This window comes from Tsukamurella sp. PLM1 (assembly GCF_023168325.1).
Lineage (GTDB): Bacteria > Actinomycetota > Actinomycetes > Mycobacteriales > Mycobacteriaceae > Tsukamurella.
Window position 1 is genome coordinate 997,960 of the sequence record NZ_AP025688.1, and the last position, 15,763, is coordinate 1,013,722.

The following is a 15,763-nucleotide window of genomic DNA, read 5'->3' on the forward strand; positions in this document are numbered from 1 at the left end:
GCGCGAGGCCGGGACATGCTCGGCAAGTTCGTCGGTGGTGCGGCCGGGCGCGAGGTGTTCTCGGGCCTGTTCGACGGTGCCGCGCCCCAGCCGCGGCGCGAGCCCGAGACCGCGGGGGAGACCGGCGACGGCGTGTGGGCCGTGGTGGCCCTCGCCGAGGACGGCAGCGCCCGCGTCGAGCAGGTCTTCGCCGCGGAGATCGACGCGCTGCGGGCGAACCAGCACAACACCGACGCCACCCGCAAGGTGCGGTTCCTGCCGTACGGGATCGCCGTCAGCGCCCTGGACGACTGACCTCCGGCTCCGGGCGGAACCACAACCACGTCGCGACGGTGGCCATGACGGCGGTGCCGAGCGCCGCTGTCCACCACATCGGGGTCACCAGGAACAGGATCACGGCGCACACCGCCATGCTGCCGATGGCCAGGTACTTCGCCGTCCGGCTCACCGCACCCGTGGCCTGCCAGTCGCGGATCATCGGCCCGAAGATCCTGTGCTCGAGCAGCTTCCGGTGGAGGGTGTCCGAGCCGCGGGCCGCGCAGAACGCGGCGAGCAGTATGAACGGCGTGGTGGGCACCAGCGGCAGGACCACCCCGGCGATGCCCAGCCCGAGCGCGACGTAGGCGGCGCCCCACCACAGCCACCGGAACCGCGAGTGGGGTCGCGGTGCCGGGGTGGGCTCGGGGACCTCAGGCGTCACCGTGCTCCACCAACCAGTCCAGGAGCGGCGTGGTCTGCCGCCAGTGCTTGCGGATCTCGTCCACCAGTTTCGGCGAGCCGATGATCTCGCCGAACCCGTAGTCGCGCATCACTGTGAGTGATCGGTGACGCAGCAACTCGATCCGCGGGTGGTCGGTGTCCCAGCCGCGCGGCGCGGTCTTAAGGGTGTCGCCGCCGATCTCCCACCCGCCGCGCCGGAGCTTCGAGATGATCTTCTCCAGCGCCGGGCCGTGGACGTCGCTGTCGATGGCCTGCCGGAACGCGGCGAGACGGGTGGGGCTCGCCTCGTAGAAGCCGGCGCCGACGCGGACTCCCGGCGCACCGATCTGCAGGTAGTAGCCGGTGGCAGGGCCGACCGCGACGAACGCGCCCTGGTGCGTCTTGTACGGTGTCTTGTCCTTGGAGAAGCGCACGTCGCGGTACGGCCGGAAGATCTTCGCGCCGCCGAACTCGTCGGCCAGTTCCTCGGTCAGCGCCGCCATCGGCGCGGCCACCGCGGTCTTGTAGACCTCCTTGTGCGCCTCCCAGAAGACCTTCGAGTTGTCGGCCTCGAGGTCGTCGTAGAAGTCCAGCGCCGCCTCGGGGAATCCGGTGAAACTCATGGGCCCAGGCTAGCCTTGGCGGTATGAAACCCGGCGACAAGGCGCCCGACTTCGAACTGCCCGATCAGGACGGCACCGCGCGTAAGCTCAGCGACCTGCTCGCGACAGGCCCCGTCGCGCTGTTCTTCTACCCCGCGGCGTTCACGCCGGGCTGCACGAAGGAGGCGTGCCACTTCCGCGACCTCGCCGCCGAGTTCGCGGAGGCCGGCGTGCAACGCGTCGGCGTCAGCCGCGACGCGGTCGCCAAGCAGCAGGACTGGACCGCCAAGCACGGCCTGGACTACCCGCTGCTCGCGGACGTCGACGGTGTCGTCGCGGCCGCGTACGGCGTCAGGCGCGACGGCCTGCTCAAGCTCGCCGGCCTGCCCACCAAGCGCGCCACGTTCGCGATCCGGGCCGACGGCACCGTCGCCGACGTGATCGCCTCCGAGGTGAACATGCAGGTCCACGCCGACCGCGCCCTCGCCGCGCTCCGCGGGTAGCCCTTCTCAGGCGGACATCGCGTCGCGCGACGTGCGCGCGACGATGGCGACCGCGCGCCGCAGGACGTCGGCATCGTCGGGGGAGAGCGGGCCGAGCAGGTCGCGCTCCGCGGCGTGGACGGCGTCCAGCACCTCGCGCAGCATCGCGAGGCCGGAGTCCGTCGGCACCACGCGCCGCGCGCGCCGGTCCGTGGGCGACGGTTCCCGCGTCACCAGTCCGGCGTCGGCCAGGTCGTCCACCACGTAGGGCATCACCGACTTGTCGATGAGCAGATACTCGGCGAGGGCCAACTGCGTCGGCAGGTCGTACGTCGCGGCCGCGTACAGCGTCTGGTAGCCACGGATCCCGCGTGGGATCCGCTCGAGGATCGGCGCCACCGCCTCCGCGTACGCCTTGTTCAACACCCCCACGGACCAGCCGAAATCGCAGGTCTCCTCATGCTCAGCCACGCCTGCAGCATAGCAGGACAGACATATCAGTTGCGAATCAACTCATATGTGTTACCGTTGAGTTGTCGGACAAACCAACTGCGGAAAGCGGAGACAATGAGCAACATCCTGGTCGTCACCACCAGCATCCCGTCCTACGAAGTGAGCGGCCGCCGCACCGGCCTGTGGCTGGGTGAGCTCACCCACTTCGTCGACGCCGTCGAGGCCGCGGGCCACACCACCACCATCGCCAGCATCGACGGCGGCTTCGTTCCGATCGACCCCGAGTCGCTGAGCCACGAGGTGCTCGCGCAGGGCGGAACCCGCGCCCGCTACGACGATCCCGCGTTCATGGACCTGCTCCGGGACACGAAGTCGCTCGAGGACGTCGACGTCAAGGATTTCGATGCGATCTACCTCACCGGCGGCCACGGCGTGATGTTCGACTTCCCCACCGATGAGCGCCTCGCGACCCTGCTCCGCGACTTCGACGCGGCCGGCAAGGTCGTCTCCGCCGTCTGCCACGGCACCGCCGGCCTGCTGGGCGCCACGCGCTCCGACGGTGCGCCGCTCATCGACGGGCGCCGCATCGCCGGGTTCTCCTGGGACGAGGAACTCCTCGCCGGGCTCGACCCCATCGTGCCGTTCAACCTCGAGGAGCGCATCGCCGAGCTCGGCGCCACCTACGTCAAGGCGGACGAGGCGTGGGCCCCCTTCGCTGTCACCGACGGCAACGTCGTGACCGGCCAGAACCCGGCCAGCGCGCACCCCGTCGCCGAGGGAGTCCTCGCACTGCTCGCCGCCCGCTGAGCAGGAATCCGGGCGGCTGTCGATTCCTGCGTTCCTCGATCGTCATCACTGTGCCCCGCCCCTGGGGCACGGTGAAGACATCAGGAGGACGACATGCACTACGCACTGCTGCTCAACAACGCCGAGCCCACCGAGGGCGACATCCCCATGGACGTGATGCTGCAGATGCAGCAGGCGATGGCCGACTACACGGCCGCGCTCCAGGCGGCCGGGGTCCTGGTCGGCGCCGAGATCCTGGAACCGCAGGCGGCCACCGTCACCGTCACCCGGCGCGACGGTGACCTCCGGGTCCAGGACGGGCCGTTCGCCGAGACCCGCGAGGCGCTCGCCGGCGTCTTCATCCTCGACGTGCCCGATCGGGACGCCGCGATCGCGTGGGCCGAGAAGCACCCGGCCACGCAGTACGCGGTGATCGAGGTCCGCAAGGTCGCCGCCGCCTGCGACGAGGGCGTCTGGAACGCCGCGGCCTGCACGGACTGATGGACGACGAGGCGAGGGTGCGGGCGGAGGCCGCCGCCCGCACCTCGTACGGCCGACTGCTGGCGCTGCTTGCCGCGCGCACCCACGACATCGCGTCGGCGGAGGACGCGCTCGCCGACGCCTTCGAGCGCGCCCTCACGCGCTGGCCCTCGACGGTGTGCCCGATGATCCGGATGCCTGGCTGCTCACCGTCGCCCGGAACCGTCAGCGGGACAGGTGGAAGTCGGCCGCGGAGCGCACGTCGGTGCCGCTCGACGACAAGTACGACGCCCCGGCGCTGAGCGAACGACCGGACCGCCGACTGGAACTCCTACTCGTGTGCGCGCACCCGGCCGTGGCGGAGGCGGGCGTCCCGCTGATGCTCAACACCGTCCTCGGCCTCACCGCCGAACGGATCGGCGCCGCGTTCCTCATCCCCAAGGCCACCATGGCCGCCCGCCTCACCCGGGCCAAGAAACGCATCCGGACCGACGGGATCCGGTTCGAGGTCCCCGACGGTGCAGTGACTTCCGAACGACTCGGGCCGGTGCTGGAGGCGGTGTACGGGGCGTACAGCATCGAGTGGCCCACCCCGCCGCGTGAGCGGCACGCGCTCCTGCTCGGTCTGGCGGGCACGATCACGGAGGCCGCGCCGGCCGTCGCCGAGGCGCACGGGCTCGCCGCGCTGCTCTATCTCTCGAGTGCCCGGCTGCCGGCCCGCGTCGATGAGGACGGCCGTTACGTCCCACTCCCGCAGCAGGATCCGCGGCGCTGGGACGGCGATCTCATCGCCGCCGGGCACCGCCACCTGCGCGCCGCGCACGCGCTGGGCACCGTCGGCCGGTTCCAGCTGGAGGCGGCGATCGGGGCGGTGCACTGCGCCCGGCCCGCCGGCGGGGAGCCGAACTGGGCGCACCTGCGGCGGCTCTACGACGCGCTCCTCGGCCTCGCGCCCACCCGCGGTGCGGCGGTCGCGCGGGCCGCCGTCCTCGCCGAGACCGACGGTGCCGCACCCGCCCTGGCCGCGCTGGACGCGATCGAGGGCGTGGATCGACTGCAGTCCGCGTGGGCGCTCCGCGCCCACCTGCTCCGCCGCCGGGCGAGCCCGAGGCGAGTGCGGCGGTCGCCAAGGCGATCTCGCTGACCACCGACCCCGCCGAACGCGAGTACCTCGCCGCGCTACGGTGAGCAGACCGACCGAGCCCGTTCGGTCACGCGGCGTCCGCGTCGCGTCCGCGGAGACCGAGCCCGTACGCGGCCGCCCGCGCGGCCTCGTCCCGCGCGCGGTGCACCGCCGGATCGGACGACTCCCCGTCGTGGAGCAGGATGAGCTCCGCATCGTCGGCACCCATGTACCCGGCGATCCCGTCGACCAGCTGTGTCCGCATGCTCTCGAGGTAGCCGCGCCTGCGGTAGGTCGCCTCGTTGGTGGCGCCGATGCCGATGAAGTACATCCGCTTCGGGGAGCGGAGGGAGGCCCGAGCCGGTGTCGTCGTACGCCCAGCCACGGGTGAACACCCGGTCGATCCAGCCCTTCAGCACGCCCGGCAGCGACCACCAGTACACCGGGAACACGACGGCGAGCACGTCGACCTCCTCGAGCCGGCGCTGTTCGGCGAGCACGTCGTCCGGCACCGGCGCGGCCGGGTCGCGGTAGAGGGCGAGGTCGGCGTCGTGGAAGTCGGTGTCGAAGCGGGCGGCGACGAGGTCGTGGTGTTCGGCGGAGTCCAGGCCCGCGTCGCGGAAGCCTGCGGCGACGGCGCGCGCGGTGGACATCGTCACGGACCGCGGATCGGGGTGGGCGGTCACGATGAGGGCGCGGAGCGGAGTGTGATTCTCGGTCATACTGAGAGCATGAACTCTGACACCAGTGTCATGGTCAAGCCCGCGCTCCGCATGCGTGACCTGTGCGCCCGCACGGGCGCCACGCCGCGGATGATCCGGCACTACGAGGCCACCGGGATCCTCGCGCCGGGTCGCACGTCGAACGGCTACCGCTCGTTCACCGAGGAGGACGTGCGCACCGTGGAGGACGCGCGGTGCCTGATCGAGGCGGGCCTGACCGCGGCGGAGACCGCCGACCTCGTCGGCATCGTGTGCGGCCCCGCCCCGGTCACGCCCGCCGAGGTGAGTGCGGCACTCGACCGGATCGCGGAGCGCAGGTCCCTGCTCGACGCGCGCATCGAGGAACTCCTCGCCGCGCGGCGCAAACTCGATGAGCTGCGGGAGTACGTCGAGGCCGAGCGTCTCTGACCGCTGGGGCTCGCCGCGTCAGCCGGTGAAGAGTTGCAGCGCGGCCTTCGCCGCGTGGAACAGGCCGTAGGCCAACGGCACCGTCACCACCGCCCACGTGACCAGCAGGGCCGGGCCGTACTTCGTGGACGCCTCCGTGGGTACGGGTTCGACGGGGCCGTCCTCGTGCCGGTGCGCCGCGTCGACGGCGTCGGTGACGGCCCCCTTCTCGTGCCACTTCTGCGCGACGGGGCGGATGAGCAGGTTCGCGACGAAGCCGACGACCAGCACGGCCGTCATGATCAGCAGCGCGGGTCGGTAATCGCCGGACTGCAGCTCGCCCGGCTTGCCCTGAGCGTCCAGGACGCCGTTCACGATGAGCGGGCCGAGGATCCCGGCGGTGGACCAGGCCGTGAGCAGGCGGCCGTGGATCGCGCCCACCTGGAAGGTGCCGAACAGGTCCCGCAGGTAGGCGGGTGCGGTCGAGAAGCCGCCGCCGTAGAACGAGATGATCACGGCGCAGAACAGCACGAACAGCGCGGTCGACGACGAGCCGACCGTCGACAGCGCCAGGTACAGCAGGATCCCGACCCCGAGGTACACCATGTAGGTGCGCTTGCGCCCCAGGTAGTCCGATGCCGTGGACCAGCCGAACCGGCCCGCCATGTTGGCCACCGACAACAGGCCCACGAAACCCGCGGCCACGGTCGCGGTCACGGTCGAGACGCCACCGTCGCCGCGGAAGAAGTCCTGGATCATGTCCGCCGCGTTCTCCAGGATGCCGATCCCCGCGGTCACGTTGCACAGCAGCGCGATCCACAGCAGCCAGAACTGCGGGGTCTTGATGGCGTTGGCGGCCGACACGTGCGCGGTGGTGACCAGCGCGGACGCCGGCTTGTCGGCGGGGTCGAATCCCGCGGGATGCCAGCCCGGGGCCGGGACGCGGACGGTGAACACGCCCAGCATCATCACCACGAAGTAGGCGACGCCCAGTGTGACGAACAGTTTCATCACCGCGGTGCCGCCCGCCGCCGTGCCGCCGTAGAACGAGAGCAACTGCTTCGACAGCGGCGCCGCGACCATGGCGCCGCCGCCGAACCCCATGATCGCCATGCCGGTGGCGAGGCCGGGCCGGTCGGGGAACCACTTGATCAGCGTGGACACGGGGGAGATGTAGCCCAGGCCGAGCCCGATGCCGCCGACCACGCCGTAGCCCAGGTACACCAGCCACAGCTGCTCGGTGGCGATGCCCGCGGCGGCGATGAGGAATCCCGCCGACCAGCAGCACGCCGACGTGAACATGGTGCGCCGCGGACCCACCCTGTCGACCCAGGTCCCGAACAGTGCGGCCGAGACGCCGAGCATCACGATCGCGACCGAGAACACCACGCCGATCGCGGTGAGGCTCGTGTCGAAGTGCTTGACGAGGGCGTCCTTGTAGACACTGGTCGCGTACGCCTGGCCGATGCACAGATGGATGGCGAGCGCTGCGGGAGGAATCAGCCAGCGGCTGTACCCGGTCGGAGCGACGGAGTGGGCGCGGTCCAGGAACGACAGGGCTGGCAAGGTGGTCTCCTCTTCGGAAGTCGAACTCACCTGTTCTACCCGCTGAGGCCGCTACTCCGAGGGGTTTCGCTCGCAGCTGGTCGGGTCTACCGTCGGATGCATGGCAGCGATCATCATCGTCGGAGCGGGATTGGCGGCCGCGAAGGCGGCCGAGGCACTGCGGGATCGGGGCCACGACGGCCCGATCACCGTGATCGGTGGGGAGGAGCACCTGCCGTACGAGCGGCCTCCGCTGTCGAAGGGGTACCTACAGGGGTCGGCCGAGCGCGACAGTGTCTTCACCTTCGATGCCGCGTGGTACGCCGACCACGACGTCGCCGTGCGGACAGGCGTCCGCGCGACCGCTCTCGATCGGGGAGCGCGCACCGTCGAACTCGAGACGGGGGAGAAGCTCCCGTACGACAAGCTGCTCCTGGCCACGGGCTCCCGGCCTCGCCCGTTGCCGGACGCCGACGGGGTGCACTACCTCCGCACGCTCGACGACAGCGACAGGCTGCGCGAGGCATTCGCGCGCGGCGGGCGGCTCGGCGTCGTGGGCGGCGGCTGGATCGGCCTCGAGGCGGCGGCCGCGGCGCGGGAGGCCGGGCTCGAGGTCGTCGTCGTCGAACCCGCGGAGCAGCCGCTCCTCGGGGCGCTCGGGCCCGAGGTGGCGAAGGTCTTCGCCGACCTGCATCGGTCGCACGGCGTGAAGATGCGGACCAGCACGACGGTGCGGTCGGTGCTGCCCGGCGGGAAGGGGCTCGTCCTCGGCGACGGGGAATCCGTGCCCACCGACACCGTGCTGGTGGGAATCGGGGCGATCGCGAACGTGGACCTCGCGGAGGCGGCCGGCCTCGCGCTCGCGGAGGGCGGCGTCGCCGTGGACGCGGGACTACGGACTTCCGACCCGGACATCTACGCCGTCGGCGATGTCGCGGCCGCCGAGCACCCGGCCCTCGGGCGACGGATCCGGGTGGAGCACTGGGCGAACGCCCTCAACCAGCCCGCCGTCGCGGCGGCGAACATGCTGGGCGGCGACGAGGTGTACGACCGGCTACCCTACTTCTTCACCGATCAGTACCAACTGGGCATGGAGTACCTCGGGCTCTCCACGGGGTACGACGCGGTGGTGATCCGCGGCGACGTGGACTCACTCGAGTTCGTCGCCTTCTGGCTGTCCGAGGGGCGGGTGCTGGCAGGCATGAACGTCAACGTCTGGGACGTGGGCGACGATGTGCGTGAGCTGATCACGTCCCGTCGGGTGGTGGACCCGGCGCGGCTCGCCGACACCGGCGTGCCGCTCGCGGACGTCTGACGTGTCACCGGCCCGGTCGGCGCGTTACGCCGGCGCGCTCATCGCCGCCGTACTGACGGTGCCCCTGCTCGCCCAACCCGCGCAGGCGGCACCGTCGAGATACTGCGGGACGAGCGCGCTGAGTCCCGCCGAGAACGCCCGGATCGTCGCGCTCTCGGACCTGCGCGGCGTCTCGACGGCACCCACGTTCGCGACCCTCGACGATCTGACCGCGAGGCAGCGGAAGATCGCGGACGTCCTGGCCGCGCACAAGGATTGGCGCGGGCTGTTCGGAGTGGGCATGGACGGCGTGATCCGGGACGCCGTGACGCCCACCCAGCGGAACGAGGCCGCGCTCGACGATCCGCGGTACACCAAGTCGCTCTCGATCGACCTGGTCGGCCGGTACCTGCGGGCGGTGCACGCCCAGTGGACCGGCGGCGCCGTGCCGCAGTGGTGGGGCACCTACTTCCGGCTGGCCTCGCGGTGCGAGCTGCCGCCCGGGCGGGTGGCGATGGCCGGATACAACGCGCACATCACGGTCGACCTGGCGTACACCGTGGAGGCCACGCGCAGCACGCCCGCCAACGCGCCCGACTTCTACCGGGTCGTGGACTCGATCGCCAAGAACGGCAACGTGATCCCCGAACGCAGCAAGCGGATCTACAACGCGGATCTGTGGGCGCTGTGGACGTTCTACTTCTTCGGCCGGGGCTCGACCGGATCGTGGGCGCGGGCGTCGCCTCGAACCTGATGCTGCGCGCCGCGGACGACGGCTACAACACCATCACGTTCGCCAACGGGCTCGCGCTGCAGAATCCCGGCGTCCGCCCGGCGACGCAGGGCGCGATCCTCGCGCTGTGGCAGACCGGCGAGGTCGCGTTCGACGTCCTGTCCGGCCTGGGTGGCCTCGGTACGCCCGTGCCGAATCCGAGCCCCGTGCCCGGGCCGGCGCCGCGTCCCGCACCCGCTCCGGTGCTCGCCGCGACCGGTCGCTGAGCGGCCGGGTGCGATAGTGCTGGGGTGACCTTCGAGGAACTCGTCAGCTACAACGACTCCCTGCCGTTCAACCGGTGGGCCGGTATCGAGGTGCTCAGCGCCGACCGGGAGGAGGTCGTCCTCCGGCTCGAACGCCGCGACGATCTGTGCCAGAACGTCGGCGGCCTGCACGCCGCGCTGATCGCGGGCGTCCTCGAGAACGCGTGCGGCTACGCTCTGGCGATGCATCCCGGCGCAGGCGGCCTCGTCACCCAGATGGACATGCAGTTCCTGCGTCCCGCGCAGGAGGGGCCTTCCTCGCCGTGGGGCGGGTGATCAAGCCCGGCAGCAAGCAGAGCTTCTCCGAGGCCGACTTCTTCGTCGAGGTCGACGGTGCGCGCGGGCCCCGGTTCGCCACGGCCCGCGCGCTCGTCGTCCCCTCCTAGCCCGTCACGGCCGGGACCGGAGGCGGCGCACCGTCCGGTACAGCCCGTAGAGCACGAGGAGCAGTGCGGCCCAGGGGAGTACGGCGCCGACGGCGACCACGAGCCAGCGTGCGGCGCCGACCATCGCGTCCCACCCGTCCTCGAGCCCGCCGAGGAATCCGCCGCGGTCCTCTCCTGCCGACGGCGTGCTGATGGAAACGGTCACCGTCGACAGCGCGACCTTCTCGCCGATCGACGCGCGTCGCGACTGCAGACTCTCGAGCTCCTGCTGCCGCTTTGTCAGTGCGCCCTCCGCCGCGATCACCTTGTCGGAGGTGTCCGCTCGCGCGAGGATGTCGGTGAGCCGGTCGACGGACAACTGCGTCGCGCGAATCCGGGCCTCGAGATCGACCACCGTGGTGGTCACGTCCTCGTGCTGCAGCGAGACCGAGCGCACTTCACCGAGCCGGCCCACCTTCGCGACCAGGTCGTCCACCTTGTCGTTCGGCACTCGCAGCCGGAGCGTCGCGCGCTTCGCGTCGTCGACGCCCGACTCGGTCCGCTCGTCCACCCGGCCGCCGAGCCGCTCCGCCTCGGCCGCGAGATCCTCTGCCGCGCCGGCGGGATCGTCCATCCGCAGTGCGACCGATCCGGTGGTGATCACCTGCCGGCTCGTCTGCCCGGGGTGGGCGTCGACGGTGCCGGCGTCCGCTCGGGAGCGGCGTTCGGGGCGACGGTCTTGGCCGCGGTGGGGGCCGCGTCCTCGGGGGCGGAGAAACCCATCGGGGCGGCGCCGCCCGCCCGGTCGGCCGCGGGCGCCGACGACGAACCGCCGGTCTGCGTGCCGAGCACGATCCCGCCGCCCGCGACGACGGCGACGACGGCCGCCGCGGCGGCGATCCCGGCCGTGCGGCGCCGCCGACTCGTGCGTCGTGCGCGGACATCGGAGTCGACCGCGGTCATGACATGCGTGCGTATCGCGTCGATGCGGTCGTCGGTCAGGATGTCGTCGGGGGTGATCCGGGTCGTCATGACTGCTCCCTCAGGGTGCTCAGGTCGGCGCGCAGACGGCCGCGCAGCCGGGAGACGCGGTTGCGCACGGCGGCGTGGGTCACGCCCACTTCGGCCGCGGCCCGCTCGTAGGTCTGTTCGTCCTCCACACACAAGCGGTAGAGGCGTTGGTCGGTGGGGGACAGGGCGTTCACCGCGGCGGCGATGAGCTCGCGGATCTCCGCCGCGAGCACCTCGTCTTCGGGGGAGGGCCGCGCCCGGCGGTTCGGCGTCGTCGAGCGGGGCCGATCTGTCCCGGACTGCGGAGAGCCGCCGCCCCGCGTTGAGCGCGGTGTACCGCGCCGTGGTGAGCAGCCACGGGAGCGCCGACTCGTCGACGATCCGCACCGCGTCGATACGGCGCCAGAGCGTGAGGAAGGTGTCCTGGGTGACTTCCTGCGCGGCGTCGGCGTCGCGCAGGACGGTGTACGCCTGCCAGAAGACGGGGCGCACGTGGCGGTCGTGGATCGCCGCGAAGGCCGAGCCGTCACCGCCCGCGGCGCGGGCGAGGAGGGTCCGGTCCGCGGACTCGTCGGTTCTCATCGTGGACGTCACACCCCTCTATGTCGCCGTGGCGGCCGACCGTCTCACCCGGATCCGACGGTGCCGGCTAGAAGGCCAGGTGGATGCCCTCGCCGTCGACGGTGACCGTCACCGCGGTCAGGTCGTCGACGTGCACGTCGGGGGAGAAGCGCGCCGCCTGCGGGCCCACCCCGACCACCCGCATCCCCGCCGCCTTCCCCGCGGCGATGCCGGCCTCGGAGTCCTCGAAGACGATGCAGTCGGCGGGGACGATGCCGAGCAGTTCCGCGCCGCGGAGGAAACCCTCGGGATCGGGCTTACTCGCGCGCACGTCCTCCGCGGTCACCCGCACCGCCGGCAGCGGCAGGTCCGCGGCGCCCATGCGCGCCGTCGACAACGCCACGTCGGCGGAGGTCACCAGGGCGTGCGGGGCACCGTCGAGCGCGGCGAGGAAGGCGGGCGCGCCGGCGACGGGCACGATGCCCTCGGTGTCGGCGGTCTCCTGCGCGAGCAGTGCTCGGTTCTCCGCGAGGTTGACCTCGACGGGGCGGTCTGGCAGCAGCTCCGCCATCGTCGCGTGCCCCTGCCGGCCGTGCGCGACGGCCAGCACCGCCGCGGGGTCGAGGCCCTTCTCCCGCGCCCACCGGCTCCAGCACCGTTCGACGACGGTGTGCGAATCGACCAGCGTGCCGTCCATGTCCAGCAGCAGAGCGTGACCGGTGAGCATGCATGTCCTCCTGGGATGGGCGTGTGGGCACCACGATACGGACCGGTCCGGGCGGGGCGTGCGGATCAGCGGGGGGACGACGAGGTCCGGTCGTGCCGCGCAACAGGTACGCCCAGACCTCGGGCGGGAGCTCGGGAGCTGCTGCTCCGCACGTGCGAGTTCGAGCAGTCTTCACGATCTCACAGCCGGGTCGACTGCGGGTTCCGGAGCGACGCGCGCCCGGCGGGACTAGGCTCGGGGGCATGACGAGGTTCAGCCCCTCGAATGGCCCGTGCTGCGGCAGCTCCGCTCCGGGGACGTGTTCGGCCGCGGCCCGGCCGTCGAGTCTCCGCGTACCCGCGCACTCGAGCCGCGCACGAAGACCGCCGACCGGGTGGTGCAGAGCGTCTGCCCGTTCTGCGCCGTCGGCTGCGGCCAGAAGGTGTACGTCAAGGACGAGAAGGTCATCCAGATCGAGGGCGATCCGGATTCGCCCATCTCGCGCGGGCGGCTGTGCCCGAAGGGCTCGTCCAGCGAGCAGCTGGTGAACAATCCGCTGCGGCAGACGAAGATCCGCTACCGCGCGCCGTACGCCACCGAGTGGCAGGACCTCGACCGGGACACCGCGATCGACATGATCGCCGACCGGTTCGTCGAGGCGCGGCGCCACGGCTGGCAGGACTTCGACGAGCACGGGCGGCCGCTGCGCCGCACCATGGGCATCGCCTCGCTCGGCGGCGCCACGCTCGACAATGAGGAGAACTACCTCATCAAGAAGCTGTTCACCGCGGCGGGCGCCATCCAGATCGAGAACCAGGCCCGCATATGACACTCCGCCACGGTTCCCGGTCTGGGAGCCTCGTTCGGGCGCGGCGGCGCCACCCAGTCCCTGCAGGACATGGCCAACGCGGATTGCATCGTGCTCATGGGCGGCAACATGGCCGAGGCGCACCCGGTCGGATTCCAGTGGGTCGCTGAGGCGAAGGCCCGCGGCGCACGGGTGATCCACGTGGACCCGCGGTTCACGCGGACCTCCGCGGTGGCGGACCGGCACGTGCCGATCCGCGCGGGCTCCGACATCGTGCTGCTCGGCGGGCTCATCAACCACGTGCTCGCCACCGACGCGTACTTCCACGACTACGTCGTCGCGTACACCAACGCGGCGGAGATGGTCGGCGAGGACTACCGCGACACGGAGGACCTCGACGGACTGTTCTCGGGGTTCGACCCGGAGACCGGGAAGTACGACCAGTCGACGTGGCAGTACGCCGAGGGCCGCGACGAGACGCTGCAGGACCCGCGGACCGTCTTCCAGGTGCTGCGCCGCCACTACGCGCGCTACACCCCGGAGGTCGTGGCCGACATGTGCGGCATCTCGCCGACCGAGTTCGCCTACCTGGCGGATTCGATCACGAGCAACTCCGGGCGCGAGCGCACGACGTGCTTCGGCTACGCGACCGGCTGGACGCAGCACACGATGGGCGCTCAGTTCATCCGCACCGCGGCGATCCTGCAGCTGCTGTTGGGCAACGTCGGGCGGCCGGGCAGCGGCATCATGGCGCTGCGCGGGCACGCCAGCATCCAGGGCTCGACCGACATCCCCACGCTGTTCAACCTGTTGCCGGGGTACCTGCCGATGCCCTCGGTCGGCAAGCACGACACCCTGGCCGACTACATCGCGTCGGTCCGGCCGAGCACGGGCAAGGGCTACTGGCAGTACGCCGACGCCTACATGATCAGTCTGCTCAAGGCCTGGTGGGGCGACGCGGCGACGGCGGAGAACGACTTCGCGTACGACTATCTGCCGAAGCTGAACGGTCCCGCAGGCACGTACCAGACCGCCGTCGACATGCTGGACGGGAAGGTCGACGGGTACTTCGTGCTCGGCCAGAACCCCGCCGTCGGCTCCGCCAACGGGCGGCAGCAGCGCATGGGCATGGCGAAGCTGAAGTGGCTCGTCGTGCGCGACCTGAACATGATCGAGTCGGCCACCTGGTGGAAGGACGGCCCCGAGATCGCCTCGGGCGAGCTGCGCACCGAGGACATCGGCACCGAGGTGTTCTTCATGCCCGCCGCCACGCACGTCGAGAAGGCGGGCTCGTTCACGCAGACCCAGCGGATGCTGCAGTGGCGGCACCAGGCCGTGCAGCCGCCGGGCCAGGCGCAGAGCGAGCTCGATTTCTTCTACGAGCTGGGCCTCCGGATCCGGGAGCGACTCGCGGGCTCGACCGACGAGCGCGATCGCCCGCTGCTCGACCTCACCTGGGACTACCCGCCGGATGCGCACGGCAACCCGGACCCCGAGGCGGTGCTCGCGGAGATCAACGGCCGCTTCGTATCCGGTCCCGACGCGGGGCGCAATCTCACGTCGTACACGCAGTTGAAGGCCGACGGCTCGACGATCGCGGGCTGCTGGATCTACACCGGCGTCTACGCCGACGGCGCCAACCAGGCGGCCCGCCGCGTGCCGCAGGGCGGCGGCGGGATCACGCAGTCCGAGTGGGGCTGGGTGTGGCCCGCCGACCGCCGCATGCTCTACAACCGGGCGTCCGCGGACCCGCAGGGGCGCCCGTGGAGTGAGCGCAAGAAGTACCTGTGGTGGGACGAGACCGAGGGCCGGTGGACGGGGCCCGACGTCCCGGACTTCCCGGCCACGCTCGCCCCCGGCACCGTCCCCGAACCCGGGGCGACGGGGGCCGAGGCCCTCGCCGGCGACGATCCGTTCATCATGCAGTCCGACGGCAAGGGCTGGTTGTTCGCGCCGACGGGCCTCGTCGACGGTCCGCTGCCGACGCACTACGAGGCGCAGGAGTCGCCGGTGCGGAACGCGATCCACCCGCAGCAGCAGGCCCCGGCCCGGGTGCTGTTCCCGCGCGAGGACAACCTCGACGCGCCGAGCGCCGGTGACCCGGGGGCGGACGTCTACCCGTACGTCTTCACCACGTACCGGCTCACGGAGCACCACACCGCGGGCGGCATGAGCCGCTGGTCGCCGTACCTGGCGGAGCTGCAGCCCGAGATGTTCTGCGAGGTCTCGCCGGGGCTGGCCGCGGAGTGCGGCCTGGAGAACGAGGGCTGGGCGACGATCATCTCCCCGCGCGCCGCGATCGAATGCCGCGTCCTCGTCACCGAACGGATGCGGCCGCTGACCATCGGCGGGCGCACCGTTCACCAGGTGGGCCTGCCGTATCACTGGGGCGTCGGCAGCGACGCCGTCGTGACCGGCGACGCCGCCAACGACCTGATCGGCGTCACGCTCGATCCGAACACGCAGATCCAGGAGTCGAAGGTCGGCTCCTGCACGGTGATCGCCGGCCGCCGGCCGCGCGGCGCGGCGCTCGAGGACCTGGTGCAGAGCTACCGGGACCGGGCGGGCGTCACCACCGCGACGGACAACGTGCGGCTGACCGCCCCGAAGCCGGGCGACATCTACCCGGACCCGCGGCGGGACGATCCCGAGCAGGAGGGATGGACCCGATGGTGACGTGGACACGGCGACGAGGAGGTGC

The 15,763-nt window shown here is 71.6% G+C and carries 21 protein-coding genes and 2 pseudogenes; 12 read left to right on the plus strand and 11 right to left on the minus strand.

Features of this window, described 5'->3' with window-relative positions; all coding sequences use genetic code 11:
• Window positions 1-15 precede the first annotated feature (15 nt).
• Window positions 16-294, plus strand: a complete 279-nt coding sequence (locus MTP03_RS05360) for a hypothetical protein (RefSeq protein ID WP_371820893.1) — start codon at window positions 16-18, stop codon at window positions 292-294.
• Here the strand turns inward: MTP03_RS05360 and MTP03_RS05365 are convergent.
• Window positions 275-700 (minus strand): YbaN family protein, encoded by a 426-nt coding sequence (locus tag MTP03_RS05365; protein ID WP_248491038.1) that lies wholly within the window; start codon window positions 698-700, stop codon window positions 275-277. The two genes, MTP03_RS05360 and MTP03_RS05365, sit on opposite strands and share 20 nt — an antisense overlap.
• Complete coding sequence (locus MTP03_RS05370; RefSeq protein WP_248491039.1) at window positions 690-1,322, minus strand: DUF2461 domain-containing protein; 633 nt, start codon at window positions 1,320-1,322, stop codon at window positions 690-692. The genes MTP03_RS05365 and MTP03_RS05370 overlap by 11 nt, the downstream gene beginning before the upstream one ends.
• Window positions 1,323-1,345: 23 nt before the next feature.
• Here MTP03_RS05370 and MTP03_RS05375 point away from each other — a divergent pair, with 23 nt between their 5' ends.
• Complete coding sequence (locus MTP03_RS05375) at window positions 1,346-1,804, plus strand: peroxiredoxin (protein WP_248491040.1); 459 nt, start codon at window positions 1,346-1,348, stop codon at window positions 1,802-1,804.
• 6 nt (window positions 1,805-1,810) lie between these two features.
• Here the strand turns inward: MTP03_RS05375 and MTP03_RS05380 are convergent, their stop codons facing one another.
• Window positions 1,811-2,254 carry a MarR family winged helix-turn-helix transcriptional regulator gene (locus MTP03_RS05380; protein ID WP_248491041.1) on the minus strand — a complete coding sequence of 148 codons (444 nt, stop codon included), beginning with the start codon at window positions 2,252-2,254 and terminating at the stop codon, window positions 1,811-1,813.
• A 96-nt stretch (window positions 2,255-2,350) separates the two neighbouring features.
• Between MTP03_RS05380 and MTP03_RS05385 the strand changes: the two genes are divergently transcribed.
• The 3 genes from MTP03_RS05385 to MTP03_RS05395 all read left to right on the plus strand — a co-directional run bounded on the left by MTP03_RS05385 (window position 2,351) and on the right by MTP03_RS05395 (window position 4,646).
• Entirely contained in the window at window positions 2,351-3,043 is a 693-nt protein-coding gene (locus tag MTP03_RS05385; RefSeq protein ID WP_248491042.1) for a type 1 glutamine amidotransferase domain-containing protein, read from the plus strand.
• Between the two features lie 93 nt (window positions 3,044-3,136).
• Complete coding sequence (locus MTP03_RS05390; protein WP_248491043.1) at window positions 3,137-3,523, plus strand: YciI family protein; 387 nt, start codon at window positions 3,137-3,139, stop codon at window positions 3,521-3,523.
• A gap of 157 nt (window positions 3,524-3,680) precedes the next feature.
• Complete coding sequence (locus MTP03_RS05395) at window positions 3,681-4,646, plus strand: RNA polymerase sigma factor (protein ID WP_371820894.1); 966 nt, start codon at window positions 3,681-3,683, stop codon at window positions 4,644-4,646.
• A 67-nt stretch (window positions 4,647-4,713) separates the two neighbouring features.
• Here the strand turns inward: MTP03_RS05395 and MTP03_RS22580 are convergent, their stop codons facing one another.
• Together MTP03_RS22580 and MTP03_RS23405 are read right to left on the minus strand one after the other, a co-directional pair.
• Complete coding sequence (locus MTP03_RS22580; protein ID WP_256465219.1) at window positions 4,714-4,956, minus strand: NAD(P)H-dependent oxidoreductase; 243 nt, start codon at window positions 4,954-4,956, stop codon at window positions 4,714-4,716.
• 82 nt (window positions 4,957-5,038) lie between these two features.
• A pseudogene (locus MTP03_RS23405) lies at window positions 5,039-5,347 on the minus strand (NAD(P)H-dependent oxidoreductase); the annotation flags it as partial.
• Window positions 5,348-5,437: 90 nt separating this feature from the next.
• On the opposite strand from MTP03_RS23405, the gene MTP03_RS23410 reads away from it, so the two are divergent.
• Window positions 5,438-5,755, plus strand: coding sequence for a MerR family transcriptional regulator (locus tag MTP03_RS23410; RefSeq protein WP_248492048.1), 318 nt, complete (start codon window positions 5,438-5,440; stop codon window positions 5,753-5,755).
• Between the two features lie 18 nt (window positions 5,756-5,773).
• Here the strand turns inward: MTP03_RS23410 and MTP03_RS05410 are convergent, their stop codons facing one another.
• Window positions 5,774-7,300, minus strand: coding sequence for an OFA family MFS transporter (locus MTP03_RS05410; protein WP_248491044.1), 1,527 nt, complete (start codon window positions 7,298-7,300; stop codon window positions 5,774-5,776).
• Window positions 7,301-7,400: 100 nt separating this feature from the next.
• Here MTP03_RS05410 and MTP03_RS05415 point away from each other — a divergent pair, with 100 nt between their 5' ends.
• Genes MTP03_RS05415 through MTP03_RS22590 form a run of 5 tightly spaced genes read left to right on the plus strand, consistent with a single transcriptional unit; the run spans window position 7,401 to window position 9,997 of the window.
• The gene (locus MTP03_RS05415) at window positions 7,401-8,594 is read left to right on the plus strand and encodes an NAD(P)/FAD-dependent oxidoreductase (RefSeq protein WP_248491045.1); all 1,194 of its coding nucleotides are present in this window, start codon (window positions 7,401-7,403) and stop codon (window positions 8,592-8,594) included.
• 1 nt (window position 8,595) lies between these two features.
• Window positions 8,596-9,327: a DUF5995 family protein gene (locus MTP03_RS05420; protein ID WP_248491046.1), complete on the plus strand. Its 732-nt coding sequence runs from the start codon at window positions 8,596-8,598 to the stop codon at window positions 9,325-9,327.
• On the plus strand, window positions 9,327-9,572 hold the full coding sequence (locus MTP03_RS05425) for a hypothetical protein (RefSeq protein WP_248491047.1): 246 nt from the start codon (window positions 9,327-9,329) through the stop codon (window positions 9,570-9,572). The genes MTP03_RS05420 and MTP03_RS05425 overlap by 1 nt, the downstream gene beginning before the upstream one ends.
• Before the next feature lie 24 nt (window positions 9,573-9,596).
• Window positions 9,597-9,887 carry a PaaI family thioesterase gene (locus MTP03_RS05430; RefSeq protein ID WP_248491048.1) on the plus strand — a complete coding sequence of 97 codons (291 nt, stop codon included), beginning with the start codon at window positions 9,597-9,599 and terminating at the stop codon, window positions 9,885-9,887.
• Window positions 9,875-9,997 (plus strand): hypothetical protein, encoded by a 123-nt coding sequence (locus MTP03_RS22590; protein ID WP_256465221.1) that lies wholly within the window; start codon window positions 9,875-9,877, stop codon window positions 9,995-9,997. The genes MTP03_RS05430 and MTP03_RS22590 overlap by 13 nt, the downstream gene beginning before the upstream one ends.
• A gap of 4 nt (window positions 9,998-10,001) precedes the next feature.
• On the opposite strand, the gene MTP03_RS05435 is transcribed toward MTP03_RS22590, so the two are convergent.
• The 5 genes and pseudogenes from MTP03_RS05435 to MTP03_RS05450 all read right to left on the minus strand — a co-directional run bounded on the left by MTP03_RS05435 (window position 10,002) and on the right by MTP03_RS05450 (window position 12,275).
• On the minus strand, window positions 10,002-10,640 hold the full coding sequence (locus MTP03_RS05435; protein ID WP_248491049.1) for a DUF4349 domain-containing protein: 639 nt from the start codon (window positions 10,638-10,640) through the stop codon (window positions 10,002-10,004).
• Window positions 10,637-11,008, minus strand: coding sequence for a hypothetical protein (locus tag MTP03_RS05440; RefSeq protein WP_248491050.1), 372 nt, complete (start codon window positions 11,006-11,008; stop codon window positions 10,637-10,639). The genes MTP03_RS05435 and MTP03_RS05440 overlap by 4 nt, the downstream gene beginning before the upstream one ends.
• Complete coding sequence (locus tag MTP03_RS05445) at window positions 11,005-11,220, minus strand: RNA polymerase sigma factor (protein WP_248491051.1); 216 nt, start codon at window positions 11,218-11,220, stop codon at window positions 11,005-11,007. The genes MTP03_RS05440 and MTP03_RS05445 overlap by 4 nt, the downstream gene beginning before the upstream one ends.
• A gap of 133 nt (window positions 11,221-11,353) precedes the next feature.
• Window positions 11,354-11,569, minus strand: a pseudogene (locus tag MTP03_RS23415) (RNA polymerase sigma factor); the annotation flags it as partial.
• A gap of 67 nt (window positions 11,570-11,636) precedes the next feature.
• Window positions 11,637-12,275 carry an HAD-IA family hydrolase gene (locus MTP03_RS05450; RefSeq protein ID WP_248491052.1) on the minus strand — a complete coding sequence of 213 codons (639 nt, stop codon included), beginning with the start codon at window positions 12,273-12,275 and terminating at the stop codon, window positions 11,637-11,639.
• A 271-nt stretch (window positions 12,276-12,546) separates the two neighbouring features.
• Here MTP03_RS05450 and fdnG point away from each other — a divergent pair, with 271 nt between their 5' ends.
• Window positions 12,547-15,738, plus strand: coding sequence for a formate dehydrogenase-N subunit alpha (fdnG, locus tag MTP03_RS05455; protein WP_248491053.1), 3,192 nt, complete (start codon window positions 12,547-12,549; stop codon window positions 15,736-15,738).
• Window positions 15,739-15,763 lie beyond the last annotated feature (25 nt).

Excerpts from the sequence above, each read along its gene's own strand:
- MTP03_RS05360 (WP_371820893.1), top strand. The coding sequence starts at position 16 with ATGCTCGGCAAGTTCGTCGGTGGTGCGGCCGGGCGCGAGGTGTTCTCG.
- MTP03_RS05370 (WP_248491039.1), bottom strand. The coding sequence starts at position 1,322 with ATGAGTTTCACCGGATTCCCCGAGGCGGCGCTGGACTTCTACGACGAC.
- MTP03_RS05375 (WP_248491040.1), top strand. The coding sequence starts at position 1,346 with ATGAAACCCGGCGACAAGGCGCCCGACTTCGAACTGCCCGATCAGGAC.
- MTP03_RS05385 (WP_248491042.1), top strand. The coding sequence starts at position 2,351 with ATGAGCAACATCCTGGTCGTCACCACCAGCATCCCGTCCTACGAAGTG.
- MTP03_RS05390 (WP_248491043.1), top strand. The coding sequence starts at position 3,137 with ATGCACTACGCACTGCTGCTCAACAACGCCGAGCCCACCGAGGGCGAC.
- MTP03_RS22580 (WP_256465219.1), bottom strand. The coding sequence starts at position 4,956 with ATGTACTTCATCGGCATCGGCGCCACCAACGAGGCGACCTACCGCAGG.
- MTP03_RS23410 (WP_248492048.1), top strand. The coding sequence starts at position 5,438 with ATGATCCGGCACTACGAGGCCACCGGGATCCTCGCGCCGGGTCGCACG.
- MTP03_RS05415 (WP_248491045.1), top strand. The coding sequence starts at position 7,401 with ATGGCAGCGATCATCATCGTCGGAGCGGGATTGGCGGCCGCGAAGGCG.
- MTP03_RS05425 (WP_248491047.1), top strand. The coding sequence starts at position 9,327 with ATGCTGCGCGCCGCGGACGACGGCTACAACACCATCACGTTCGCCAAC.
- MTP03_RS05440 (WP_248491050.1), bottom strand. The coding sequence starts at position 11,008 with ATGACGACCCGGATCACCCCCGACGACATCCTGACCGACGACCGCATC.
- MTP03_RS05450 (WP_248491052.1), bottom strand. The coding sequence starts at position 12,275 with ATGCTCACCGGTCACGCTCTGCTGCTGGACATGGACGGCACGCTGGTC.